The organism is Cupriavidus pauculus, from assembly GCF_008693385.1.
Classification (GTDB): Bacteria; Pseudomonadota; Gammaproteobacteria; order Burkholderiales; family Burkholderiaceae; genus Cupriavidus; species Cupriavidus pauculus_D.
On the sequence record NZ_CP044067.1, the window covers coordinates 1,366,648 to 1,390,132 of the forward strand.

Annotated in this window: 21 protein-coding genes and 1 riboswitch; of the genes, 7 read left to right on the forward strand and 14 right to left on the reverse strand. The window is 66.8% G+C overall.

Annotated elements, in window-relative coordinates; genetic code table 11:
* Positions 1–133: 133 nt before the first annotated feature.
* Together FOB72_RS24390 and FOB72_RS24395 are read left to right on the forward strand one after the other, a co-directional pair.
* Positions 134–1,483, forward strand: a complete 1,350-nt coding sequence (locus FOB72_RS24390) for an MFS transporter (protein WP_150375234.1) — start codon at positions 134–136, stop codon at positions 1,481–1,483.
* A 33-nt stretch (positions 1,484–1,516) separates the two neighbouring features.
* Positions 1,517–1,613, forward strand: a riboswitch (Fluoride riboswitch).
* 172 nt (positions 1,614–1,785) lie between these two features.
* On the forward strand, positions 1,786–3,009 hold the full coding sequence (locus FOB72_RS24395) for a voltage-gated chloride channel family protein (protein WP_150377375.1): 1,224 nt from the start codon (positions 1,786–1,788) through the stop codon (positions 3,007–3,009).
* Between the two features lie 79 nt (positions 3,010–3,088).
* Here the strand turns inward: FOB72_RS24395 and FOB72_RS24400 are convergent, their stop codons facing one another.
* The 6 genes from FOB72_RS24400 to FOB72_RS24425 all read right to left on the reverse strand — a co-directional run bounded on the left by FOB72_RS24400 (position 3,089) and on the right by FOB72_RS24425 (position 10,780).
* Complete coding sequence (locus tag FOB72_RS24400; protein WP_150375235.1) at positions 3,089–4,093, reverse strand: Bug family tripartite tricarboxylate transporter substrate binding protein; 1,005 nt, start codon at positions 4,091–4,093, stop codon at positions 3,089–3,091.
* An 11-nt stretch (positions 4,094–4,104) separates the two neighbouring features.
* Positions 4,105–6,090, reverse strand: a complete 1,986-nt coding sequence (locus FOB72_RS24405) for a hydantoinase B/oxoprolinase family protein (RefSeq protein ID WP_150375236.1) — start codon at positions 6,088–6,090, stop codon at positions 4,105–4,107.
* A 3-nt stretch (positions 6,091–6,093) separates the two neighbouring features.
* Positions 6,094–8,148, reverse strand: a complete 2,055-nt coding sequence (locus FOB72_RS24410) for a hydantoinase/oxoprolinase family protein (protein WP_150375237.1) — start codon at positions 8,146–8,148, stop codon at positions 6,094–6,096.
* 168 nt (positions 8,149–8,316) lie between these two features.
* Complete coding sequence (locus tag FOB72_RS24415) at positions 8,317–9,249, reverse strand: LysR substrate-binding domain-containing protein (RefSeq protein ID WP_191002398.1); 933 nt, start codon at positions 9,247–9,249, stop codon at positions 8,317–8,319.
* A 256-nt stretch (positions 9,250–9,505) separates the two neighbouring features.
* Positions 9,506–9,787, reverse strand: a complete 282-nt coding sequence (locus tag FOB72_RS24420; RefSeq protein WP_150375239.1) for a DUF4148 domain-containing protein — start codon at positions 9,785–9,787, stop codon at positions 9,506–9,508.
* Positions 9,788–9,868: 81 nt separating this feature from the next.
* A complete protein-coding gene (locus FOB72_RS24425) occupies positions 9,869–10,780 on the reverse strand; it encodes a DMT family transporter (protein WP_150375240.1) in 912 nt (303 codons plus the stop codon).
* A 96-nt stretch (positions 10,781–10,876) separates the two neighbouring features.
* Here FOB72_RS24425 and FOB72_RS24430 point away from each other — a divergent pair, with 96 nt between their 5' ends.
* Positions 10,877–11,767, forward strand: a complete 891-nt coding sequence (locus FOB72_RS24430; RefSeq protein ID WP_150375241.1) for a LysR substrate-binding domain-containing protein — start codon at positions 10,877–10,879, stop codon at positions 11,765–11,767.
* Between the two features lie 2 nt (positions 11,768–11,769).
* Here the strand turns inward: FOB72_RS24430 and FOB72_RS24435 are convergent, their stop codons facing one another.
* From FOB72_RS24435 to FOB72_RS24455, 5 genes are all read right to left on the reverse strand, one after another.
* Positions 11,770–12,762 (reverse strand): tripartite tricarboxylate transporter substrate binding protein, encoded by a 993-nt coding sequence (locus FOB72_RS24435; RefSeq protein WP_150375242.1) that lies wholly within the window; start codon positions 12,760–12,762, stop codon positions 11,770–11,772.
* 18 nt (positions 12,763–12,780) lie between these two features.
* Positions 12,781–13,458, reverse strand: a complete 678-nt coding sequence (locus tag FOB72_RS24440; RefSeq protein ID WP_317889564.1) for a 3-oxoacid CoA-transferase subunit B — start codon at positions 13,456–13,458, stop codon at positions 12,781–12,783.
* Entirely contained in the window at positions 13,451–14,128 is a 678-nt protein-coding gene (locus FOB72_RS24445; protein WP_150375243.1) for a 3-oxoacid CoA-transferase subunit A, read from the reverse strand. The genes FOB72_RS24440 and FOB72_RS24445 overlap by 8 nt, the downstream gene beginning before the upstream one ends.
* Before the next feature lie 27 nt (positions 14,129–14,155).
* Positions 14,156–15,142 carry a Bug family tripartite tricarboxylate transporter substrate binding protein gene (locus tag FOB72_RS24450; protein WP_150375244.1) on the reverse strand — a complete coding sequence of 329 codons (987 nt, stop codon included), beginning with the start codon at positions 15,140–15,142 and terminating at the stop codon, positions 14,156–14,158.
* A gap of 138 nt (positions 15,143–15,280) precedes the next feature.
* Positions 15,281–15,727: a winged helix-turn-helix transcriptional regulator gene (locus FOB72_RS24455; protein WP_150375245.1), complete on the reverse strand. Its 447-nt coding sequence runs from the start codon at positions 15,725–15,727 to the stop codon at positions 15,281–15,283.
* An 85-nt stretch (positions 15,728–15,812) separates the two neighbouring features.
* Here FOB72_RS24455 and FOB72_RS24460 point away from each other — a divergent pair, with 85 nt between their 5' ends.
* The 3 genes from FOB72_RS24460 (at position 15,813) to FOB72_RS24470 (ending at position 19,181) form a co-directional block, all read left to right on the forward strand.
* Positions 15,813–17,030: an MFS transporter gene (locus FOB72_RS24460; protein ID WP_223851788.1), complete on the forward strand. Its 1,218-nt coding sequence runs from the start codon at positions 15,813–15,815 to the stop codon at positions 17,028–17,030.
* Positions 17,027–17,959, forward strand: a complete 933-nt coding sequence (locus tag FOB72_RS24465) for a LysR substrate-binding domain-containing protein (protein WP_150375246.1) — start codon at positions 17,027–17,029, stop codon at positions 17,957–17,959. Before FOB72_RS24460 ends, FOB72_RS24465 begins: the two co-directional genes overlap by 4 nt.
* A gap of 91 nt (positions 17,960–18,050) precedes the next feature.
* Positions 18,051–19,181 carry a DSD1 family PLP-dependent enzyme gene (locus FOB72_RS24470; RefSeq protein ID WP_150377378.1) on the forward strand — a complete coding sequence of 377 codons (1,131 nt, stop codon included), beginning with the start codon at positions 18,051–18,053 and terminating at the stop codon, positions 19,179–19,181.
* Here the strand turns inward: FOB72_RS24470 and FOB72_RS24475 are convergent.
* Complete coding sequence (locus FOB72_RS24475; RefSeq protein ID WP_150375247.1) at positions 19,132–20,388, reverse strand: MFS transporter; 1,257 nt, start codon at positions 20,386–20,388, stop codon at positions 19,132–19,134. The genes FOB72_RS24470 and FOB72_RS24475 overlap by 50 nt on opposite strands.
* An 8-nt stretch (positions 20,389–20,396) precedes the next feature.
* A complete protein-coding gene (locus FOB72_RS24480) occupies positions 20,397–21,377 on the reverse strand; it encodes a zinc-binding dehydrogenase (RefSeq protein ID WP_150375248.1) in 981 nt (326 codons plus the stop codon).
* 119 nt (positions 21,378–21,496) lie between these two features.
* Here FOB72_RS24480 and FOB72_RS24485 point away from each other — a divergent pair, with 119 nt between their 5' ends.
* Positions 21,497–22,486: a LysR family transcriptional regulator gene (locus FOB72_RS24485; RefSeq protein WP_150375249.1), complete on the forward strand. Its 990-nt coding sequence runs from the start codon at positions 21,497–21,499 to the stop codon at positions 22,484–22,486.
* Positions 22,487–22,503: 17 nt separating this feature from the next.
* Here FOB72_RS24485 and FOB72_RS24490 read toward each other — a convergent pair whose 3' ends face one another.
* The gene (locus FOB72_RS24490) at positions 22,504–23,472 is read right to left on the reverse strand and encodes a Bug family tripartite tricarboxylate transporter substrate binding protein (protein ID WP_150375250.1); all 969 of its coding nucleotides are present in this window, start codon (positions 23,470–23,472) and stop codon (positions 22,504–22,506) included.
* Positions 23,473–23,485 lie beyond the last annotated feature (13 nt).

Genomic DNA, 23,485 nt, shown 5'->3' on the forward strand with positions numbered 1-23,485 from the left:
GATGCCCCGATAACCAAACGCCACCGAACGCCCTCCGCATATCCGTTGGTTATCGCGTGATCACATCCCGTCATTAGCCTTGTGCGATGGCTGCTCATACATTGCCGGGAACAATCACAAGGACGAGACAGCCATGCCATCGACGCATCCCACCGCCTCTTCGACCGCACTCTCGAATGCGGCCGCACCCCACGCCGCAACCCACGCCGCCGCCATGCGGCCCACCAACGTGCGCTGGCGCATTTTCCTGATCATGCTGCTGCTGACCGCGATCAACTACATCGACCGCGCGTCGCTGTCCGTCGCGCTGCCGCTGATCGCTCCCGAGTTCAACCTCACGCCCGCCATCGAGGGCCTGATGCTCAGCGCGTTCTTCTGGTCCTACGCGCTCATGCAGATTCCCGCCGGCATGATGCTGGACCGCTACCATACGCGCGGCATCATCGCCACCGCGACCATCGCCTGGGGCGCCTTCCAGGCCCTTGCCGCGGCCTCGCACAACTGGATCATCCTGCTGCTGACGCGCATGGGCCTGGGCGTGTCGGAGTCGCCGATCATGCCGTCCGGCGCCAAGCTGATCGGCTCGTGGCTCACGCCGCACGAGCGCGGCCGCGGCGCGGTGCTCGTCGATGGCGGCGCCCCGCTGGGCAGCGCGTTCGGCGCCATCATCATCGCGGGCCTGATCTCGTGGCTGGGTTCGTGGCGCATCGCGTTCGTCATCGCCGGCATCGGTACGATGCTCGCCGGCCTGCTGGCCTGGCGCTATATCCGCAACCATCCGTCGGAGCATCCGGACGTCAATGCGGCCGAGCTCGAGCATATCGCGCGCGGCAACGCCACGGACAACCACGCCGCGGCAGAGAAGATTCCGATGCGCGAACTCATCCGCGACCGCTCGGTGCTCGCGATGTTCGCCGGCTACAGCTGCATCCTTGCCGTGTTCTACGGCCTGCTGACATGGATGCCGAGCTACCTGCACAAGGCGCACGGCTTCAATATCGCCGCGATGGGCGGCGCCACGTTCCTGATCTTCATGTCGGGTTTCGTCGGCGAACTGATCGGCGGCTATATCGGCGACAAGTGGAAGGCATCGGGCGCCTCGCCGAACCTCGTCATGCGCACGATGTTCAGCGGCTCGTCGCTGGTGGCCGCCGCCTGCATTCTCGCGGCCGCCTATATCGCCGACTCGGCGGTAGTGGTCGCCCTGCTGTGCGTGGCACTGTTCTTTATTCGATTCTGCGGCATGTACTGGAGCCTGCCGGCCGTCATCGGCGGCCCGGCGCGCGCCGGCGTGCTCGGCGGCACCATGAACTTCTGCGGCAACATGGCCGGCGTGGTGGTGCCGATCCTGATCGGGGTCATCGTCCAGTGGTCGGGCTCGTACTTCCTCGCGCTGCTGTTCTTCGTGGCCATGGCCGTCGGCATCGCGGTGTTTTCCAGCATGATCGACTATCGACCGCGTTCGCCAGGAGGTCAGGCATAAAAAAGTCAGGCATAAAAAATTCATGCATAATCGCGCCATCGCGGAGATGGCATTCCTCCCTCAACCGCCGTTTGCTTCGGGACTTTTCCGATAGTCCCCGAGCCTTCGTGCTGATGATGCCTGCAAGTTCCTGGGCACAGGAAGTTGCGGGCGCTCGTCCATCCCGTACGCGATCGATCCCCCGCAGCGTCCTGCTGCCCAGGTTTGAGTCCTTCAGATCTGGTCATACCATGCACAATCGCTTCATCCGCAGTGCTGCCCTCAGTGCTGCCCTCAGTGCCGCCCTCAGCGAGTCGGTATCCATGCTCGGCTACCTCGGCAAATGGCTGTCTCTCGCCTCGCTCGCCGGCCTGCTGGCCGGCGCCGGCTCGTCCGCGCTGTTGCTGGCGCTGGACTGGGCCACGGCCACGCGCGTCGCCCACCCCGCCCTGCTCTGGCTGCTGCCCGTTGCCGGACTCGCCGTCGGCCTGCTGTACCGGCACTTCGGCCAATCGGTCGAAGGCGGCAACAATCTGCTGATCGACGAGATCCACGATCCCAGGCGCGTGGTGCCCCGGCGCATGGCGCCGCTGATCCTGCTCGGCACCGTCATCACGCACCTGTTCGGCGGGTCCGCGGGGCGCGAAGGGACGGCAGTGCAGATGGGTGGCAGCTTTGCCGACTACCTCACGCGGTGGTTCCGGCTATCGCACGACGACCGGCGCATCCTGCTCATGGGCGGCATCAGCGCGGGCTTCGCGTCGGTATTCGGCACGCCGCTCGCGGGCGCCGTGTTCGGGCTGGAAGTGCTGGCGATCGGCCGTCTGCGTTACGACGCCATCCTGCCCTGCTTCGTCGCGGCGGTGGTCGGCGATCTGGTGCCGCCGCTGATGGGCGTTCACCATACGCACTACGCGATTGCCGCCGTTCCTCCTGTCGCGCCGGCCGCGCTGGGTGCCGTCGTGGTGGCCGGCGTCGTGTTCGGTCTGGCGGGCATGGCGTTCGCCGGACTGACCCACAGCCTGTCGCGCCGCCTCAATCAGGCCATCGCCTACGCCCCGCTGCGGCCATTCCTCGGCGGCTGCGTCGTGGTGGCGGCCGCGATGCTGCTGCCGGATAGCGGCAAATATCTCGGGCTAGGTATTCCGACCATCGTCGATGCCTTCCATCAGCCGCTGCCCGCCTACGACTTCGCCGGCAAGGCCGCCTTCACGATCGTCACGCTGGCATCGGGCTTCAAGGGCGGCGAGGTGACGCCGCTGTTCTATATCGGCGCGACGCTCGGCAACGCGCTGGCGTGTCTGCTGCCGCTGCCGTTTCCGCTGCTCGCGGGCCTCGGCTTCGTCGCCGTCTTCGCCGGCGCGGCCAACACGCCGATCGCGTCCACCATCATGGCGATGGAGCTGTTCGGTCCCGAGGTCGGCACGTTCGCGGGCATCGCCTGCGTGGTGAGCTATCTGTTCTCCGGCCATTCGGGCATCTATCGCGCGCAGCGCGTGGCGCACGCCAAGCGGGCGCCGGTAACCGCGGAACGGCACGACGCCTGAGCGCCGTCGACGCAAAAAGCCGCATGGCACACGGGTCGGCGCCATGCGGAAAGCCCTCACATCAATCGAACGTTCCTGCTCAAATCATCTGCACGCCGGCTTCCGTCATCAGCGCCTTCCAGCGAGGCAGCTCGTCCGCCAGGAACGACGTCAGCGCGGGACGCGTCAGCGGCGGGTACTTCAGGAAGCCCATGTCGTTCGTGGCCTTCTGAATGCGTTCCTTGGCCAGCGAGACGTTGATCTCCTTGTTGAGCAGGTCGAGGATGTCTTCCGGCGTCTTCTTCCGGGCGAACACCGCGTGCCACGACACGAGGTTGTACTTCTCGCGAATGGCGCTCTGGATCGTCGGCAACTGCGGCGAGAACGGCAGCGGCTGGTCGCTCGTGACGGCGAGCGCCACGGCACGTCCTGCCTGCACCATCGGTGCCGCCACCGACCACGCTTCCAGCATGAACGTCAGACGGCCCTCGACGAGATCGCTCGTAATGCGGTTGTCCTTGTACGGAACGTGCACGATCGACGACAGCCCGACCTTCTTGAGGAAGATGGAGGCCGACACGTGCGACGACGTGCCGATGCCGTAGCTGCCGTAAGACGCCGCCTGCTGGTTGCGCTTCAGGTAGTCGATAAGGCCCGGAACGCTCGTGACGCCCGTCTGCTTGCCGACGATCAGCACCAGCGGCAAACCGACGGTACGCGCGATCGGCGTGAAATCCGCGATCGGGTCGTACGGCAGGTTCTTGTACAGCAACAGGTTCGTCAGGAACGCGGCCGTGGTGTACAGCAGCGAATGCCCATCCGGCTGCGCGCGCAGCACGCCGGACGTGCCGATACTGCCGCTCGCGCCCGGCTTGTTCTCGGGAATGAACTTGCCCCCGAAGCGCGTGCCGACATCCGTCATGATCATGCGGCCCATATAGTCGGTGCTGCCGCCCGCCGTGAACGGGATGACCACATTGACCGGGCCGGTCGGATACTCGACGGCCTTTTCGGCCCAGGCCATCCGCGGCAGGACTGCCGACCCACCGGCACCGACGCCGAATGCGGCCATCGCACGCAAGAAACTGCGACGCTGATTACTCACAACAAGCTCCCCTAGAACGTTAGCGTCGGCAGATCCGAATGGCGCTCCGCCAGTTCGGTATAGGCCGCATTGACCTTGGCGGGACCGGCATCGCCGATCTCTTCGCCGATTGTGGCGAAGATCGAATTCTTGACGTAGTGGCGCCACGTGATGGGCACCTGCGCAAGGATCTTCGTCAATGCATCGTAGCGGCTGCGCGTCCAGACCGCTTCGAACGCATCGCGTTTCTCGCCATAGCTGAAGTGGGCACCGTCCTTCCAGAGCGGGCGGGCGGCGCGCAGCACACGCGTCTCGGTTTCGTTCACCGACAGGTCGTCGGTCAGCGACACCCCGTAGACCGATCGCGCCGCCTCGCGGCTCACGAAGCCCGCAGCCACGTCGCGTGCCACGGAATGCACGCAGCGCTCGAACGGGTCGCCGTAGCCGCCGCCGCCCGGGCCGATGATGCGCAGCACATCGCCGGGCATGCAGCTCACCACATCCGAGTTCACGAGGTCGACCTCGTTCGGCTGGCCCGGATTGCGCAGGAACTGCGAATTGCCACCCGCGTTGCCGCCGAGCACGCCCCACGTGCTGAAGCGCGTGCGGTTGCGGTTACGCGCGGTCACCACGGAGTTCGGCGAGAACACCTTGAACTCCATGACCATGCCGAGGCCGCCACGATAGCGGCCCGCGCCGCCGGAGTCCCGCACCAGGCCGTACTTCATGACCTTGATCGGCACCTCGGTCTCGATCATCTCCACAGGCGTGTTCTTCAGGAACGAACGGTTGCCGCCGCTGCCTTCGGCGCCGTCGTCCGACACCGAGCCGCCACCGCCGCCGCTGATCGGGCCGATGGACGCCATGATCAGGCGGCCGCGGCGATCGTTGGTCTTCACGTTCATCAGCGATGCGCTGCCGGCCGGTGCGGCCGCCAGGCGCTCGGGCAGCGCCTGCTGGAACGCGCCCAGCACGGCCAGCTGCGACACGGCCACGGTCAGGCTGCGCATGCCGCAGGCGGCGGGCGCTTCCGCGTTCATCACGGTCCCGCGCGGCAGGATCGAGTTCACCACACGCGACGTACCGGCGTTGAGCACGAGGTGCTCGTTCAGCGTGGCCAGCGTGTAGATCAACGCGGGCGTGACCAGCGCGTGCTGCGGGTGACCGCCGGTGGGCATGTTCAGCGACGAGGCCAGTTGAGGATCGCTGCCCGTGAAGTCCATCGTCAGCGCATCGCCCTTGACCGTGAGGGTCACCGCGATCCGGCACGGGTAGCCGTTGACGGAGTCCTCGTCGGCATAGTCCGCGAAGAAGTACTCGCCATCGGGAATGCCGCGCACGACTTCACGCGCCTGGCTTTCGGCGTAGTCGAGCAGTTCGCCCTGCGCGGCCTTGAACACGTCCACGCCAAAGCGGCGAATGATCTCGTGGATACGACGCTCGCCCGAGTTCATCGCGGCGATATGCGCCTTCAGGTCGCCCCAGTTCTGATCGGGCGTGCGCACGTTCAGCAGCAGGATGTTCAGCACGTCGTCGTTGAACTTGCCGCCTTCGACGAGCTTGGTCGGCGGAATGCGGATGCCTTCCTGATGCACTTCGTTCAACGAGCGCGACAGCGATGCGGGCACCGCGCCGCCCACGTCGGTGTTGTGCACGTGGCCGGCCACGAAGCAGACCAGTTCCCCTTCGTGGAACACCGGCTTCCACATATGGATGTCCGGCGTATGCGTGGCAACGAAACCGCTATACGGGTCGTTGGTCAGGCAGATGTCCCCTTCGCGGTAGTCCTTCACCAGCGGCAGCACGCCCGAGTAGTTGATGCCCGTGTACCACGTCGCGCCAAGGCCCTTGGGCGATGCGAACGTCTCGCCGCCAGGGGTCACCAGTTGCGTCGTGAAGTCTTCCGTTTCCTTGACGAACGAGGAGTGCGCGGTGCGCATCACCGTGTACGCCATCACCTCGGTCGCCGCCGCGCAGTAGTCGGCGAGAATCTGAAGCGTTGCTCGAGTGAGTTTCATCGTTTAATCCTGTTGAGCCGGGTTGGACGTGATGCGCAGGTTGCCGAATGCGTCCACGCGGACTTGCATGCGCTGCGGTACGAAGGTGGTCGTGTCGTCTTGCGTGACGATGGCCGGCCCCGCGAACGTCTGGTTCGCGAGCAGTTGCGCGCGGCGGTACACGGGGGTCTTGCGACGCGCGCCGTCCGACCACACCTCGACGGTCTTGACCGGATCGGGGCTGCCGGTGCCTTCGTCGATGCGGGGCATGTTCGGCTGGGGCGTCTTGCCGCTGACCACCAGACGCAGGCTCACGATCTGGATCGATGCCTCGGGATCGCTGTGGCCGTAGAGCTTCTCGTGCGCGTCGTGGAATGCCTGGCGGATGGCTTCGTAATCGCCCGTCTCGATCGCCTTTTCGTCGATCGTCGCCTCGATCTCGTACGACTGCCCGCGATAGCGCATGTCGGCCGTGTAGACGTACTGCTCCTCGCCACGGTAGTCCTGTTCCTCGCGCAGCCAGTTCACCGCGGTGCGCCGCAAGCGGCGATACTCGTCCTGCAGGATCTTCACGGTCTCCGGCTCCAGATCCTCGTAGACCGTCTTGATGAAGTCGTTCTTGAGGTCGGCGATCAGGCCGCCCATCGCGCTCAGCACGCCCGGCACCAGCGGCACGATGATCTCGGTCATCTCGAGTTCGCGCGCCAGCAGCGCACCCATCATCGGGCCCGCGCCGCCGAACGGCAGCATGGCCATCGAACGCGGATCCACGCCGAAGCGCGTCACCAGGCCGCTGACCTTCGCGAACATGCCCGACACCGCGATATTGATGATGGCTTCCGCCGTTTCCTCCACGGTCTGGTTCAGCACCGTTGCCAGCGTGCCCACGGCCGTGCGCGCGCGCTCGATGTCCACCTTCACCGCGTTGAAGCCAATCTCGCCCTGGCCCACGATGCCGCAGACCGCGAACGCGTCGGTGATGGTCGGGCGCTCGCCGCCGCGGCCGAAGCACGCCGGGCCGGGGCTCGAGCCCGCGCTATCCGGACCCACCTTGAGCACGCCGAGCGAGTCCACCCAGGCGATGGAGCCGCCGCCGTCGCCGATCGACGTCACGGACACCGACGGGATAAAGATCTGGTGCTCGCCGATGTACTCGCCGATGCCGTACTGCGGCTGGCCGTTCACGATCAGCGCCACGTCCGCGCTGGTGCCGCCGATATCGAGGCTCATGCACTCGGGCACGTCGCATTCCTTCGCCACGAACGCGGCGCCGATCACGCCGGACGCCGTGCCCGACAGGATCATCTGCACGCATTCGCGCTTGGCCTGCTCGGCCGTCATCACGCCGCCGTTGGACTTGGTCACGCGCGGCTCGGGCTGCACGCCGGCCTGCTTCAGGGCCTTCTGGAACGACGACAGGTAGTGCTCGACGCGCGGCTGCACGTAGCCGTTGATGATGGCAGTGGTGGTGCGCTCGAACTCGCGCACGATCGGCCAGATCTTTGCCGAGCTGAACACGGGCATTTCCGGCGCGAGGCTCTTGATCAGGTCGCACGCGGCCTGCTCGTGCGCGGCATTGCGATACGAGTGCAGGAACGAGACGACCACGCCTTCGGCACCGGCCTTCTTCGCCAGCGCAAGCGCTTCCGCCACGCTGTCGAGGTCCAGCGGCTCATCGACGGCGCCATCGCGGAACAGGCGTTCCTTGATGCCGAACACCATCTCGCGCGGCACCAGCGGCGCGGGGCGCTTCGACAGCAGATTGAACATGCTCGGCAGCTTCAGGCGGCCCAGTTCCAGCACGTCGCAGAAGCCTTCCGTCGTGAACAGCGCGAGCTTGAGGCCCTTGCGCTGGATAACGGCGTTCACGCCGACCGTCGTGCCGTGCGTGAAGTAGGTGACTTCCGCGGGATCGATGCCATAACGCTCGGTCAGCGTCTTGACGCCGGTGATCACTTCCGCGCCCGGCTCGTCCGGACGGGAGAACACCTTCAGCGCCTGCACCTGAAGCGTTTCCTCGTTCAGTACCGCAAAATCGGTGAACGAGCCACCAATATCCACACCAATTCGATAACCCATGATCGTCCCAACAGGTTGATTTCCCATGCGGGACCACCTGCGAGAGATGGCCACCACAGCGTTGCGGAACGTCGCGCGAAACAATGCGACGTCACGCTGTGATGACAACTGTAGGGGCGTGAAGAAGGACCAACAATTGATCCTTTTTCAGACGGTCATTCCAGAAATTCAGAGCCCCTGGAATGCGGCCGCGTCGAGGAGCCAGCGGCGGAACGCGGCGATGCCGGGCGCTTCGGTGCGGTCTGGCGAATAGAGCAGATAGTAGCGCTGCTGCGGCCGGAAGCACGCGTCCGACAACTTGACCAGCTGCCCCTGCTCGATCGCCTGCTCGGTGAGGTAGTCGGGCAGCAGCGCGCAGCCGAGGCCGCTGACCGCGGCCTGGAAGCCCAGCGAGAGAATGGAGTAGCGCGGGCCGCCGAGATGAGACCCCTTGCTCTGGCACTTGCCGAGGGTCGCCTCGTCGCCCTGCGCGCGGAAGAACTCGCTCCAGGCCTCGGGAAAGAGCGACTGGTGCAGCAGCGGCAGTTCCGCGATCTCGGCCAGTGACGGCATGCCCTTGCCATTCAGCAGCGACGGCGCGCAGACCGGATACGACTCGAGCCCCATCACGAGATCGCTGCCATACCGCGCGGGCGGATTCGCGTTCGTGACGATGGCTACGTCGAGGCCTTCCTCGTTGAGATCGGGAATGCCCGTCCGCGTCGTGATATTCAGCGTGATTTCGGGATAGCTCTTCGCGAAATCGGACAGCCGCGGCAACAGCCAGAACGACGCGAACGACGGGACGACCGACAGGTTGAGGCTGCCGGCCTCGCCGCGCATCGCCATCAGGTCCGCCGTGGCATCGTCGAGGTCGTCGATGATGCGCGTGACGCGCCGCAGGTATTCCTTGCCCGCGACGGTCGTGACGACGCCGTTCGGCGTCCGCTCGACAAGCTTGAGGCCGACGAAGGATTCGAGTTCCGAAACCTGCTTGCTGACCGCGCTCTGCGTCAGGGACATCTCGCGCGCCGCGAGCGTGATGCTGCCCAGGCGGGCGGTGGTGGCAAACGCGATCAGGTTCGAGATTGCCGGCAGGTTGCGTCGGCCAATGCGTTTCATCGGGCAGGTCGTTCCATCAGGCCGGAAGCGCAGCATCCGGAACTTTGGGGGGCGTCGTGGGGGACAACAATCGCGAATCGTAGCATCGGCCCTCCGCGCCGCTCAAGACCGGCACGGCGTTCGGCGATGGTAGGGGGGGCTACCGAACGATTTCCGCACCAACCCGGACCCCTGCAGTCGCAAGTTGGTGCGGAGATTCCCAATCGTGGGGAAGGACGGTCCGCTAGAACGTCACACGAATGCCCGGTCGCCGCACTCAGCCGCCGCCCGACGAGGGCGGTGCCGCCGCGGGCACCGTCGTCGCGCGCAGCCGCTGGTATTCGGCCAGCTGCTTCTGCAACGAGGGATCGAAGAACGCCGGCGCGCCGTCGCCCCTGTAGCGGTTGCGGAGCCCTGCCTTCTCCCACGCCTCGAGATCGGCGCGCACTTCCTCGCGCGTGAGCCCGCGCGGCGCCCCCTGGTACGCGGGTTCGGCGGCCAGGGCGGCAACCGGTGCCAGCGCGCTAGCCAGCAACGTGACAGATATCAGGCGCTTCATGACGGCTGCTCCTCGCCGACACCCGGGTGCCGGCAAACGACATCGACGATACGACACGTATCAATGAAGCAAGCATAGACGCTATCGCCGATTTGCCTCCGCCAACTGTCGACGTTTCACAGGAATTTGCGCCTGAAGCAGATAAACGCCCCCGAGGATGCACGCGGCGGCAACGATATCGAACGGCCGCAGCGTCTCGCCCGCGATCCACGTGCCCATCGACAGTGCCACCACGGGTGGGATATAGGTTACGCCGGCGGCGGTCAGCGCGCCCAGCCGGCCCACGATGTAGTAGTAGAGCAGATAGGCGATGCCCGTGCCGCATATGCCCAGCCCCAGGACGATCCCGGCAAGCGCGCGCGGGTCTTCCGCGATGCGCCCCATGCCGCGGAAATCGGTCAACGCGGCCACGATGACCAGCGCAATGCCGATCTGCCATGTGGAAAGCGCGAGCGGCGACATGCCGGTGCCAGACAGATACCGGCGGGCATAGACGAACGAACAACCGACGCTCAGGCATCCGAGCAGCATGCTGCCGACGCCAGCAAGGCTGACGCCATCGCCGCTCACCCGCCATGGCTGGGCAATCAGCAGTACGCCAGCGAAGCCGCACACGAGCCCTATCCCCATGCGGGGCGTGGGCCGCTCGTCCCGGAGCAGCAGCCACGCGCAGACCGCTGACACCAGCGGAATCGCGCCGCTGAGCATGCCGGCCGCGCCCGAAGCCAGCAGGCCCGTGCCCTTGGCGAACGCGTAGTAATAGATGACCGTGGCCAGCAGCGACATCACGACGAAGTGGTGCGCATGGCGCAGATCCCGCCAGCGCAGCGCGCCTTTCGCCAGCGCGGACAGCAGCAGCGGCAGAAAGCCGCAAAGCACACGCAGGAACACGATCTGTGCGGGAGACAGGCTCGCACTGGCCCACTTCATGAACAGGAAGTTGGTGCCCCAGATCAGGCCGAGTGCCGCGAAGGCAAGTTGAGGAAGGTACATGGCATGGGCAAGCGGATAGGTTCTTGCCCATTGTCTGCAGCGGGAAGATGGAGTACAAACGATTTGATCTGCCCCATGCGATAGAAAAACTGCATCATGAGCGCCATGCCTCCTTTGAAAGCCGTCATTGCATTCGAATCCGCAATGCGACATGCGAGTTTTTCTACGGCGGCGGAAGAGCTCGGGGTAACGCCGGGCGCGGTGGGCCAGCAGGTGCGCAAGCTGGAGGACTGGCTCGGCGTGGCATTGTTCCTGCGGCAGACAAGGCAGATCGTGCCCACGCCCGAAGCCATGACGTATATGGCGCAGATACAGCCAGCGCTATCGGAAATCGTGCACGCCAGCCGGCGCATGCGGGAACGCCGGCACAACGCCGTGCGACTGTCCATGCCACCGAGTTTCGCCGCCAAATGGTTCGCGCCACGGATGGCGGACTTTCTGCAGCATCACCCTGGCATCGCGCTAAGTCTCAGCACGTCCACCACGCTGGTGGACTTCGAGCACGAAGGCATCGATCTCGCCGTGCGCCATTTCGGCGGCGACGATTCTCGGCTGGCCGTCCAGCTGCTCCATGCCGATGAAGCGCGTGCCTACTGCACTCCCGCGTACGCGCGAAAGTGGAAGCTCAAGGGGCCCGACGATCTGCAATCGGCAACCCTGCTGCACAACACGCTGCACCCGCACTGGGCCGCCTGGCTCGCGCGCTATAGCGGACTGAGCGCACGCCGCATCCAGTCCGTCGCCGGTATTCAGTTCGACCAGTCGCTGATGGCCATCGACGCCGCGGTACGCGGTCAAGGGGTCGTGCTGACGAGTCCGATCCTCGTGGAGAACGAAGTATCGGGCGGGTTGCTGGTGGAGCCGTTCGGCAAGGGCCTGCCGCTGCCGAACGGCTATTACCTCGTCCATCCGCGCGCCGCGCCATTGCACGATGGCGCGGCCGCGCTCAGCCAGTGGTTTCTGGCACAACGACAGCGCGCGCCGTGACGCTATTCGAGCTTCACCCCCGCCTCCTGCACCACCTTGTGCCAGCGTGCGAGTTCCGCCTCGATATGCGCGCCGAGCGCGTCCGGCGTCGAGCCCACGGGTTCGTAGCCGCTAGCCGCGATCTGCGCGCGTAGTTCGGGCTGCGTCAGCACGCTCGCGATCTCGGTGCTGAGCTTGTCCACGGTCGCGCGCGGGGTGCCGGCCGGCGCGAGGATGGCGTACCAGCCGTTGATGTCGAAGCCGGGCACACCGGCCTCTGCCAGCGTGGGCACGTCGGGCGCCATCGCGGCGCGCTTGCTGCTGGTGACGGCCAGCGCCGTCATGCGGCCCGCGCGGATCTGGGGCATCGATGTGGAGATGCTGTCGAAGGTCAGCTGGATATCGCCGGCCAGCATCGCGTTGACCACCTGCGCGCTGCCCTTGTACGGCACGTGCGTCATCTTCACGCCGGCCATCGCGTCGAACAATTCCCCGGCAAGATGACCCGTGTTGCCATTGCCCGCGGAACCGAACGTGATCTTGCCCGGTGCGGCCTTCGCGGCGGCAATCAGTTCGGGCACGGTGCGCGCCTTCAGCGATGCGCTGCCGGCCAGGATCAGCGGCAGGTTGGCGACCAGCGACACCGGTGCGAAATCCTTGCGCGTGTCGTAGGGCAGCTTCGGATAGAGGCTCGGATTGATCGCGTGCGCGGCCAGCACCATGATCAGCGTGTAGCCGTCCGGCTTGCTGCGTGCCAGCGCCTGCGAGGCAATAGTGCCGCCGGCACCGGGACGGTAGTCGAGCACGATCGGCTGGCCGAGCTTTTCCTGCAGCTTTGCACCAAGCGGACGCGCCAGCAGGTCCGCGCTGCCGCCGGGGGGATAGGGAATCAGCAGTTGAATCGGCTTCGTCGGCCATGCGTCCGCAGCCAAGGCGATCTGCGGCGCGGCGCCCGCCGCCAGCATCGCCAGCATGGCACGCAGCATCAGCCGTCTGCTTCTCGTCAGCGTCGTCATCGTCGTCTCCTATGGCTATTACGCGGCGCGCAGCACGCGGCAATCCGGTGCCAGCGTCAGTGGTGCGGCCGTTAGCGCCTGTACCGTCTCGAACGGCACGCCGTCGAGCAGTCCCGTCACGCGCAGCCCCTGCCCGGGCACCACGTCGATGATCGCGAGGTCCGTATAGATGCGGTCGACGACGCCCAGCCCCGTCAGCGGATAGCTGCACCGCTCGACGATCTTCGGCTGGCCGTCGCGCGTGACGTGTTCCATCATCACGAACAGCCTTGCCGCGCCGACCACGAGGTCCATCGCACCGCCGACGGCGGGAATCGAGTCGGGCTCGCCCGTGGACCAGTTGGCAAGATCGCCGGTCGCGGAGACCTGGAACCCGCCGAGCACCGTGATATCGACATGGCCGCCGCGCATCATCGTGAACGAGATCACGTGGTCCGAGATGGAGGCGCCGGGTACGAGCCCGATGTGGGCCTTGCTGGCATTGATCAGGTCCGGATCGGTCTCGCCCTCCCGAACGACGGGCCCCATGCCGAGAATGCCGTTCTCGCTGTGCAGCACGATCTCGCGATCGGGCGGCAGATGGTCCGAGACCAGCGTCGGCATGCCGATGCCGAGGTTGACGATGCTGCCGCCGGGAATATCGTGCGCGATGATGCGCGCCATCTCGGCGCGGCTCAGCCGGGGCATATCATGCATGGGAAGTTCCTCCAGCCAGCGCCACGGCCTGCACGAAGATGCCGGGCGTCATCACCGACTCCGGTGGCATCTCGCCGAGCGCCACCACCTCGTCCACCTGCGCGATCGTGTGGCGCGCCGCCGTGCACATCACGGGCCCGAAGTTACGCCCGGCGTAACGGTAGGTGAGATTGCCCCAGCGATCGGCCCGATGCGCCTTGACCAGCGCGAAGTCCCCACGCAGCGGTTGCTCGAGCACGTATCCCACGCCATCGATCACGCGGCTCTCCTTGCCTTCGGCCAGCGCGGTGCCATACGCCGTGGGCGTAAAGAATGGACCGAGCCCGGCGCCCGCGGCGCGGAGGCGTTCCACGAGCGTGCCCTGCGGCACGCATTCGAGCGTCACCTTGCCCGCGCGATAGGCGTCGATGAACGCTTCGGCATTCGTCGAGCGCGGATGCGAGCAGATGACCTTGCGCACGCGCCCCGCGCGGATCAGCGCGGCAATGCCCGTATCGCCGTTGCCCGCGTTGTTGTTGACGATGACGAGGTCCCTCGCCCCCTGCGCCAGCAGCGCGTCGAGCAGCGCATCGGGAACGCCCGAGCCGCCGAACCCGCCGACCAGCACCGTGGCGCCATCGCCGATGCCTGCCACCGCGGCTTCGAGCGACGGCGCGATCTTGTCGATCATGAATGCTCCTTCAGGGATGCTGCATGGCTACTGCTGCGGAATGCCGGTGTCCTTGACCACGCGCGCCCAGCGCTGGCGCTCCTGGTCGATGAACTGCCCGAAATGCTGCGGCGTGTCACCGCCCGCCTGGCCGCCGAGTTCGGCGAGCCGCGTCTTGATCTGCGGCTCGGCCAATGCCGTGGACGCCGCCTTGTAGAGCTGGTCGATCACGGCGGGCGGCGTGCCCGCGCGCGCCACCAGCCCGAACCATGCCGTTACCTGAAAGTCCTCGTAGCCGGCCTCTTTCATCGTTGGCACGTCGGGTAGCTCGGGCACGCGTGCCGCGCTGGTCACCGCGAGCGCGCGCAGCTTGCCGGCCTGTATCTGCGGCAGCGAGCTGGGCAGGTTGTCGACCATCATCGTCACCTGTCCGGCCACGAGGTCGGCCACCGCCGGCGCGGCGCCCTTGTACGGCACGTGAATGATGTCGAGGCCCGCGCGCTTCTTGAACAGCTCCCCGGACAGATGCACGGACTGGCCCGTGCCCGACGAGCCGAACGACAGCTGTCCCGGCTGCGTCTTCGCATAGGAGACCAGCTCCGCCACGTTGTGCGCGGGCACCTTGGGGTTGACCACGAGGATGTTCGGCACCGAAACGACGAGCGTGATGGGCGCGAAGTCCTGCGGCTTGTAGGGCAACTGCTTGTAAAGCGCGTAGTTGATCGCGTTCGGGCCGATATTGCCCATCATCAGCGTGTAGCCGTCGGCCGGCGCCTGCAGCAGTGCCTGCGATCCGATGATGCCCGCTCCGCCCGCGCGGTTATCGACGACCACCGGCTGCCCGAGGATCTCGCTCATGCGCTTGCCGACGAGCCGCGCGGCGATGTCCGTGGTGCCGCCGGCAGCGGCCGGGACGATCAGGCGAATCGGGTGGTCGGGGTAGGCGGCTTGCGCGTTGCTGGCGATGCCGAGCGGGAGCAACGATGCAAGCGCCCATGCGGCGGCCAGACGACCCGGGGTCATCGATGTGGTCATACCTGTCTCCTGTCCGGCATCGTTCCACCGTTTCGCTGGCAACGCCGTATTGTTTTATGGCGGGTTCACGATAGGCCACGCCGGGAGACAAGGGAATTCTTGATTCCGAAGACTGGGCTTCGGGTTCGTGAAAGGCGGTCAGCCGACCTTCCGGACCTCCGTGCCCGCGGCGGCGATGACGGACCCGTCTTTCGCCAGCGGCTGCATGGGCGGCACGGGCTTGCCCGTGCGCTTGTCGATCAGCACCGAATGCGGCTCGCCGCGCGAGAACAGATGGCGCTCCCCCCACTGACGCAGGGCAACGACGACCGGAAACAGCCGTTCGCCCGCGGGCGTCAGCACGTATTCGAGATAGGAAGAGCCGTCCGACGCGGGCTGCGTCTCCATGACCCCGGCCTCGACCAGCTTCTGCAGCCGGTCCGTCAGGATATTGCGCGCCATGCCGAGCCCGCGCTGGAAATCGCCGAAGCGCCGCACGCCGTCGAACGCGTCGCGCACGATCAGCATCGACCAGCGGTCGCCAACGACGTTGAGCGAACGCGCGACAGGGCACGGCTCTTCGCCGGGGGAACGGATTCTGGTCATGGCGGCGCTCGGCAGTGAATGTGGTTGCATTTTAAAACTAGTCCGCATAGCATTCAACCAGTTTCATTTTGCAACCACATGAACCATGACCAGCCTGTCGATGCCGCGCGCCCTGTTGATGTTGTTTGCCACTGCCAGCGGGCTCAGCGTGGCCAACGTGTATTACGCCCAGCCGCTGCTCGATGCCATCGCGCGCGATTTCGGCCTGGCGGAGGCCGCCGTGGGCAGCGTGGTCACGATGACGCAGGTCGGTTGCGCGCTTGCGCTGGTGCTGCTGGTGCCGCTGGGCGACCGCCTCGACCGACGCAGACTGATGATGGGCCAGCTGGCGGCGCTGATCGTGGCGCTCGTCGCGGTCGCCGCCGCACGTTCCACGCCCTTGCTCTACGCCGGCATGATGGCCGTCGGGCTGCTCGGCACGGCCATGACGCAGGGGCTGATTGCCTACGCCGCGAGTACGGCCAGCGGCGACCTCGCGCATGAACAGGGCCGCATCGTCGGTGCCGCGCAAGGCGGCGTGTTCATCGGCCTGCTTGGAGCCCGCGTGTTCTCGGGAGCGATCGGCGACATCGCGGGCTGGCGCGGCGTCTACCTCGCATCCGCCGGGCTGATGCTGGCGCTGGCGGTTCCGCTCTGGCGATCGCTGCCGCGGCTGTCCGCGCCACGGGTCGATGTCGGCTATGTTCGCCTGCTGGGGTCCATGCTCACGCTGCTGCGCGAGGAGCGCGTCCTGCGGCAGCGCGGCATGCTCGCGCTGCTGATGTTCGCGGCGTTGAACATCTTCTGGAGCGCGCTGGTGCTGCCGCTGAGCGCGCCGCCCTTCTCGTTTCCGCATACGGTCGTCGGCGCCTTCGGGCTGGTCGGCATCGTCGGCGCGCTGGCCGCATCGCGCGCCGGACGCTGGGTCGATGGCGGCCATGAACGCCGCACGACGGGCATCGCGCTGGTCGTGCTGTTGCTGGCATGGTGGCCCCTGTCGTGCCTGCAGGCGTCGTCGATGCCCATCGCGCTGTCCGCCCTCCTGCTTGGCATCGTGTTGCTCGACGCCGGGGCGCAGGCGCTGCACGTGACCAACCAGAGCATGATCCTGCGCAGCCGGTCACAGGCGTCGGGGCGGCTGATCGGGCTCTATATGCTGTATTACGCCGTGGGAAGCGGCCTCGGCGCGATCGGGTCCACAGTGGTCTATGCCCACGCCGGGTGGCAGGCGGTATGCCTGCTCGGCGCCGGCGTCAGCGCGCTGGCCCTCGGGTTTAATGGCAGAATCTCCAGCATTCAACGCCGTTTAATCCCTCGCCCATGATCAGCCTTGACGATCTGCGCCTGATTCGCGCCGTCGGCGCGTCCCCCTCGCTTGCAGCCGCCGCGCAGCTACTCGATCTGACGCCGCCCGCGGTCACCGTCCGCCTGCAGCGGATCGAGGCGCGGCTCGGCGTACGCCTGGCGGTGCGGCAATCGCGCGGCATTTCGCTGACCGATGAAGGTCATCGCCTGCATCAGGAGGCCATCGAGCTGCTCGACCGCATGGAAGCGCTGCCGGCGCGCATCTCGGGCGACGATGGCGGCATCCGCGGCAAGCTACGCATCGTGGCGCCATTCGGCTTCGGGCGCAAACACGTGGCGCCGATCGTGCGCGACTTTCATCGCCAGCACCGCGAACTCGAGATCTCGCTGCATCTGTCGGAAAGCCCGCTCTCCGATGCCTCCGGTGCCGATCTCGTGGTCACCATCGGCAAGCTCAAGTCTTCCTCGTGGGTCGCGCATCCGATTGCGCCGAACGAACGCATCCTATGCGCGAGCGCGGCCTATGCACGCCGCGTCACCGGCCTCGAACACCCGTCCGACCTCACGCGCTATGCCTGCCTTTGCCTGCGCGAGAACGAGGAAGACGTGACGCGCTGGCGCTTTCTGCCCGGCAACGGGCGGCACGCCGACGCACGCAAGGCGGTGACGATCCGCGTGCCGGGCGTGCTGTCGTCCAACGACGGCACGATCATTTCCGACTGGGCATTGGCCGGGCTTGGCATCGTCGAGCGCTCCGAATGGGACGTGGCGCCCCTGATCGCTTCGGGCAGGCTCGTGCGGCTGCTGCCGGGCTGGAGCCTGCCGCCTGCACCGGTCATGGCCCTATTGCCTTCGCGCACGGGCGTGTCGCTGCGGCAGCGCGCTTTCCTCGAAGCGCTGCGCGCGGCACTATCGCCGCCGCCATGGCGGAGCGTTAAATCCGCTTAAACGAAGCATTCATGCCGCATTAACCACGGCGGGACCGCGGGGTCCTATAGTGGCGGCATCTTTCATCGATAACGCCGCCTCGGCCGACATCATGCGCTTCGACACGCTGAACACCCCCGCCGCCCTGATCGACCTCGACCGCATGCAGCGTAATATCGCGCGCATGCAGTCGCGCATGGACGCCCTGGGCGTCGGGTTCCGCCCGCACGTCAAGACGACGAAGTGCCGCGAAGTGGCGGAAGCGCAGATCGCGGCCGGCGCGCGGGGCATCACCGTTTCCACGCTCAAGGAGGCGGAGCAATTCTTCGATGCGGGCGTCCGCGATATCGTCTACGCCGTCGGCATGGCGCCGACCAAGCTCGCGCAAGCGCTGGCGCTGCGCCGCAAGGGCTGCGACCTCAAGATCGTGGCCGATAGCGTGCAGACCGCGGAAGCCATCGCGGCCTTTGGCAACGCGCATGGCGAGGTCTTCGACGTGTGGATCGAGGTGGATGTGGATGGCCACCGTTCCGGCATTCCGCCCGAGAGCGGCACGCTGCTCGACGTGGGTCGCGCGCTCGTGTCCGGCGGCATGCGCCTCGGCGGCGTGATGGCCCACGCGGGCTCCAGCTACGACTACGACACGCACGACGCCCTCGTCAGGATCGCCGAACAGGAACGCGCGGGCACCGTGCTGGCGGCCGAGCGGCTGCGCGCGGCGGGCCTGCCCTGCGACGTGGTCAGCATCGGTTCCACGCCGACTGCGCTGACCGCCGAACAACTGGCCGGTGTCACCGAAGTACGGGCCGGCGTGTACGTGTTCTTCGACCTCGTCATGCACAACGTAGGCGTGTGCGAGACCTCCGACATCGCGCTGTCCGTGCTGACGACCGTGATCGGTCATCAGACGGACAAGGGCTGGGCCATCGTCGATGCGGGCTGGATGGCCATGAGCCGCGACCGCGGCACACAGCGCCAGAAGCACGACTTCGGTTATGGCCAGGTCTGCACCGAGCAGGGCGAGGTCATCGACGGCTATGTGATCAGCGGGGCCAATCAGGAGCACGGTATCGTCTCGCGCAACGGCGAGCCCGACCTTGCCATCGCCGAGACCTTCCCGATCGGCACGAAGCTGCGCATCCTGCCGAACCATGCATGCGCGACCGGCGCGCAGCATCCCGAGTACCAGGCCGTCAGTGCGGATGGCTCGGTGCGGACGTGGCCGCGTTTCTACGGCTGGTAGTCGCCCCCGCATTGCCGCGCGCGCCGAGCAGCAGCAGTCCGGTGGCCAGCGCGGCAGCGGTACCGAGCCACAACGCGCCCGGGATGCCGAGGCGGTCCGCCACGAGGCCGCCGACCAGCGCGCCCGCGCCGATCGCCACCTGCGCCATCGAGACGAACAGCGCGGCAATACTCTCCAGATGGTCGGGCGCGCTGCTGAACAGGAACACCTGCATCGCGATCGGCAGCATGCCGAATGCGAAGCCCCACGCGACCACCGCGCCGCTGGCGGCCCACATGTTCGCCCCGAACTCGAGCAGCAGCAGGATGGCCGTGCCCAGCAGCGCCACGGTGCCCAGCAGCGCGAGATGGCGATCGCGCGTGGCCGCCCAGCCCCCGAACAGGTTGCCGAAGAAGCCCGCCACGCCATAACCGAGCAGCACCGCGCTCAGGCCGCCGGCCTCGATATGCGACACCTGATTCAGAAACGGCGCGATATAGGTATAGGCCGCGAATTGCCCGAGAAAGATCAGGATCGTCGCCAGCAGGCCGATGCGCGCGGCGCGCCGGCGCAGCACGAGCGGAATGGCCTTGAGTCCCGACCCCGCCTGCGGCGGAATGCGCGGCAGCAGCGTGACGAGCGCCACCACGACGAGCGCGGCGATCGCGGCCGATGCCGCAAACGCGCTGCGCCATCCCATCAGGTTGCCGAGCAATGCGCCCGCCGGCACGCCTGCCACCGTGCCGAGCGATACGCCCGAGAAGATCAAGGCGGTGGCGCGCGGCCCTTCGCCGTCGCCGCGCAGGCGCGGCCCCAGCGAACCGCCCACGGTCCAGAAGCCGCCCACGCCGATGCCCAGCAGCACGCGGCCAGCCAGCAGCATCGGATAGTTGACGGCGGTGGCCACGAGCACATTAGAGATCACGAGCAGCCCGAGCATGAGCCAGAGCACGTGGCGGCGATCGAAGCCGGCCGCCAGCGCGATCGTGGACGGCGCCGCGATGGCCGCGAGCAGGCCGGGCACGCTGACCATCAGGCCGGCCTGCCCTTCGGTAATGCCGACATCGCCCGCGATCTGCGGCAGCAAGCCTACCGGCAGGAATTCCGTGGTCACGAGCGCGAAGGCACCGACCGCGATCGATGCGACCGCGGCCCATGAGGCGGCCCATGAGGCGGCCCATGAGGCGGCCCGCGACGCGGCCGGTCGTTGTGTGGATGGCGTTTCCATATCGGAGGCTAGTGGGTGCACCGTTTCACTGTGGACGGCACGAGAATCGGAATGGCATGCAGCGAACGCGCGGCGATCGCCTGATGGGCGAGTGCGGCTTCGGCAAGCTCGAAATGCACGACGTCGATGTCCCGGAAAAGTCCCGCCCGTATCGCGCCGAACAGGTCCGCGGTCGCCGCGCCGATCGTGCTGGCGTTGACGAACTGCGGGGTGCCACCGCGCAACACGTGCACCGCGCGCGCCTGCAGTCGCGCGGCGTCGTAGCGCTGCTCGCCGGACGCGCCGCCGATGGCAACGATGTCGCCGCCGTCGCGCACCGCTTCCACGGCAATCGCGGACGTGGCACTGCCCACCAGATCGAAGACCACATCGACACCGTTGGGCGCAATCGCGCGAATCCGCTCGGCCAACGCGGGGTCGCCCGCATGCAGGCCGTGGTGCGCGCCGGCGCGAACCCTGGCCAGCTTGTCGCGCGAGCCGGCCACGCCGATCACGGTGGCGCCCATCGCCTTGGCCCAGCGCGAGAGAATGCTGCCCACGCTGCCCGATGCACCGAGCACCAGCACGGTCTCGCCGGGCTGCAGCGAGTGCAGCGCCTTCAGGCCCATCCATGCGGTCAGGCCCTTCGCCAGAAACGTGGCCGCGTTGAACGTGCAGATGTCGTCGGGTAGCTTGACGAGCTTGGCGGCGTCGATCAGGCGCTCGCTGGCGTAAGCGCCCGCGGCAAAGAAGTACGCCACGCGATCGCCGGGCGCAAACCCGCCGGCATCCGGGCCGACCGCGGTCACCGTGCCCGCGGCCTCGAAACCGGGAATCGCCGGCAGCGGGAGCGGATAGCTGCCATCGCGCACCATCGTGTCGACGAAGTTCACGCCGATGGCTTCCTGCGCGATGCGCACTTCGCCGCGGCCCGGCGCGCCGATATCGGCTTCTTCGGCGTGCAGCACCTTCGGGGTGCCGTGTTCATGGATCCGAATCACCTGTGCCATGGTCATCTCCTTGGCGTGTGTTGTGGAACGTTGTGGAATGACGAAACTGTAGAGCGGCGATTCCGTTTTGATTAGGCGGTCTACAATTGATCCGTTTTCAAGCAATCATTGAAGGTGCCATGGAGACCCTCGCCAATCTGGAAAGCTTCGTGAAGAGCGCGGAGCTGAGCAGCTTTTCGGAAGCCGCGCGCCGGCTCGGCCTGACGCCGGCCGCGGTCAGCCGCAACGTGGCCATGCTCGAACGCAATCTCGGGGTCCGGCTGCTGCAGCGCTCGACGCGACGCGTCACGCTGACGGAGGCGGGAGAACGGTTTCTTGGCTCGATCGGCACGAGCCTCGATGCGCTGCAGTCCGCGATCGAGGAGACCGCGTCGGGCGCGGCCGAGCCGGCGGGCGTGCTCAAGGTCAGCCTCAGCCCTTCGCTCGGCAAGGACTTCATCCTGCCGCTGCTGCCCGCGTTTCTTGCCCAACATCCACGCGTCCGGCCCGAGTTCCATTTCGAGAACCGGCAGGTGGACCTCGTGCACGAGGGCTACGACCTGGCCATCGGTGGGGGGTTCGACCTCTCGCCAGGCATCGTCGCGCGCGCGCTCGCGCCCGTGCATGTCGTCGCGGTGGCATCGCCCGAATGCGTGCGCAAGGGGGCGGCGCCGTCGCGCCCGGAAGACCTCGCGAACCATCGCGCGATCGTGATGCGCAGCGTGACCACGGGCCGCATCCGGCGCTGGACCATGACCGACCGGCAGGGCAACGAAGCGCCCGCGATGCTCGGCGAGGACATCGTGATGAGCGATCCGGCGTCGATGCGGGAAGCGGTGCGGCTTGGACTAGGCGTGGCGATGCTGGCCGTGCCGGACGTGCTGGAGGATTTGAGGGCGGGAAGGCTGATCCGGCTGTTGCCCGAGTGGCATGCGGATGCGGGAATGATTTCGCTCTATTACGCGTCACGCCGGCTGTTGCCGGGCAAGACCAGAGCGTTCGTCGATTTTGTCATCGAAGCGTTCAGGCAGCAAGGGCTGGCGGCAAAGTTCGATGCCACCGCCCCCGGATCGAATCCCACATCGAATCCCCCGCGCGCGCGCCGGCCACGCAAGCCGGCGCACCGCTGAGGTATCGACACCCGGCGTCAATCGGCCGTGGCGCCCGACCGCTTCACCACGGTCGCCCATTTGCGGATCTCGCTATCGACGAACTTGCCCGTCTCCGCGGGCGTCATCGGCATCGGCTCCGATCCGCGATCGGTGATGAACTTGTGCAGTTCCGGCGATTGCAGCGCCTTGACGGTCTCCGCGTTCAGCAGGCTCACCGTGGCCTGCGGCGTCCCGGCCGGCGCCATCATCACGGCCCAGCCCAGCGCTTCGAAGCCGGGCACGCCCTCTTCCCGCACCGTCGGCACGGCCTGCAGCTGCGGCACGCGCCTGGCCGTGGTCACCGCCAGCGGCACGGCCTTGCCGGTATTGATCAGCGGCATCGCGGCGGTAACGGAGTCCACCATCAGCGGAATCTGGTTGCCGAGGAAGTCCGCCTGCGCGGGGCCGCTGCCCTTGTACGGGATATGCACGATGAACACGCCCGCCTGCGCCTTCAGCATTTCCGCGGACAGATGCTGCGTGCCGCCAATGCCGGCGCTCGCATAGCTGTACTTGCCCGGCGCGGACTTTGCCTTCGCGATCAGATCATGCAGCGACTTGAACCCCGACTGCGGCGTAGCCAGGAACACCAGCGGCACGGAGAAGACGCCGGTAACCGGTACGAAGTCGTGAAGCGGGTCGTAGTTGACCTTCTTGTAGAGCGTCTGGTTGATGGCCATCGCGCTGCCGGCCATCACGAGCGTATAGCCATCGGGCGCCGACTTGGCCGCGACTTCCATGCCGATATTGCCGCCCGCGCCCGCGCGGTTCTCCACGATGACGGACTGGCCCAATTGCTTGCCGAGTTTCTCCGCCAGCGCGCGGGCAAAGATATCGGTAGCCTGGCCCGGCGGGAATGGCACGATCAGCTTGATGGGGCGATCGGGATAGGCGGCGTGAGCACTGCCGGCAAGGCCAGCGATGGCGAACAGCAGCGCGGCGGCATGCGTGCGCGATGGCTTCAATGGAGTCTCCTTG

Coding starts and splice junctions, on each gene's coding strand:
- FOB72_RS24470 (WP_150377378.1), top strand. CDS start 18,051: ATGCGCTTCGACACGCTGAACACCCCCGCCGCCCTGATCGACCTCGAC.
- FOB72_RS24445 (WP_150375243.1), bottom strand. CDS start 14,128: ATGATCGACAAGATCGCGCCGTCGCTCGAAGCCGCGGTGGCAGGCATC.
- FOB72_RS24390 (WP_150375234.1), top strand. CDS start 134: ATGCCATCGACGCATCCCACCGCCTCTTCGACCGCACTCTCGAATGCG.
- FOB72_RS24460 (WP_223851788.1), top strand. CDS start 15,813: ATGACCAGCCTGTCGATGCCGCGCGCCCTGTTGATGTTGTTTGCCACT.
- FOB72_RS24395 (WP_150377375.1), top strand. CDS start 1,786: ATGCTCGGCTACCTCGGCAAATGGCTGTCTCTCGCCTCGCTCGCCGGC.
- FOB72_RS24455 (WP_150375245.1), bottom strand. CDS start 15,727: ATGACCAGAATCCGTTCCCCCGGCGAAGAGCCGTGCCCTGTCGCGCGT.
- FOB72_RS24465 (WP_150375246.1), top strand. CDS start 17,027: ATGATCAGCCTTGACGATCTGCGCCTGATTCGCGCCGTCGGCGCGTCC.
- FOB72_RS24405 (WP_150375236.1), bottom strand. CDS start 6,090: ATGAAACTCACTCGAGCAACGCTTCAGATTCTCGCCGACTACTGCGCG.
- FOB72_RS24480 (WP_150375248.1), bottom strand. CDS start 21,377: ATGGCACAGGTGATTCGGATCCATGAACACGGCACCCCGAAGGTGCTG.
- FOB72_RS24420 (WP_150375239.1), bottom strand. CDS start 9,787: ATGAAGCGCCTGATATCTGTCACGTTGCTGGCTAGCGCGCTGGCACCG.
- FOB72_RS24430 (WP_150375241.1), top strand. CDS start 10,877: ATGAGCGCCATGCCTCCTTTGAAAGCCGTCATTGCATTCGAATCCGCA.
- FOB72_RS24415 (WP_191002398.1), bottom strand. CDS start 9,249: ATGAAACGCATTGGCCGACGCAACCTGCCGGCAATCTCGAACCTGATC.
- FOB72_RS24450 (WP_150375244.1), bottom strand. CDS start 15,142: ATGACCACATCGATGACCCCGGGTCGTCTGGCCGCCGCATGGGCGCTT.
- FOB72_RS24440 (WP_317889564.1), bottom strand. CDS start 13,458: ATGCATGATATGCCCCGGCTGAGCCGCGCCGAGATGGCGCGCATCATC.
- FOB72_RS24425 (WP_150375240.1), bottom strand. CDS start 10,780: ATGTACCTTCCTCAACTTGCCTTCGCGGCACTCGGCCTGATCTGGGGC.
- FOB72_RS24435 (WP_150375242.1), bottom strand. CDS start 12,762: ATGACGACGCTGACGAGAAGCAGACGGCTGATGCTGCGTGCCATGCTG.
- FOB72_RS24410 (WP_150375237.1), bottom strand. CDS start 8,148: ATGGGTTATCGAATTGGTGTGGATATTGGTGGCTCGTTCACCGATTTT.
- FOB72_RS24475 (WP_150375247.1), bottom strand. CDS start 20,388: ATGGAAACGCCATCCACACAACGACCGGCCGCGTCGCGGGCCGCCTCA.
- FOB72_RS24485 (WP_150375249.1), top strand. CDS start 21,497: ATGGAGACCCTCGCCAATCTGGAAAGCTTCGTGAAGAGCGCGGAGCTG.